Genomic DNA, 316 nt, shown 5'->3' on the forward strand with positions numbered 1-316 from the left:
GACGCATCAGCCGTAGCCGCAGACGACGCCGCCGCCGAAGCATCACCATTCGCCGCAGACGACGCATCAGCATTCGTAGAAGCCGACGCATCAGCATTCGCCGCAGCCTGAGCCGCAGCAGCCGACGCCGCATCCGCATCCGTAGAAGCCGACGACGACGCATCAGCCGTAGCCGCAGACGACGCCGCCGCCGAAGCATCACCATTCGCCGCAGCAGAAGCCGCCGTCGACGCATCAGCATTCGCCGCAGCCTGAGCCGCAGCAGCAGCCTTCGCATCCGCCGCAGCCGACGCCGAAGCATTCACATTCGCATCAG

The 316-nt window shown here is 66.5% G+C and carries 1 protein-coding gene; it reads right to left on the reverse strand.

All coding sequences use genetic code 11. The features are described from left to right. A partial coding sequence (locus tag CH42_RS16625) for a hypothetical protein (RefSeq protein ID WP_193392096.1) occupies positions 1-316 on the reverse strand: 316 nt, incomplete at both ends.

The sequence above is a fragment of the Leucobacter musarum subsp. musarum genome (assembly GCF_001273845.1).
Classification (GTDB): domain Bacteria; phylum Actinomycetota; class Actinomycetes; order Actinomycetales; family Microbacteriaceae; genus Leucobacter; species Leucobacter musarum.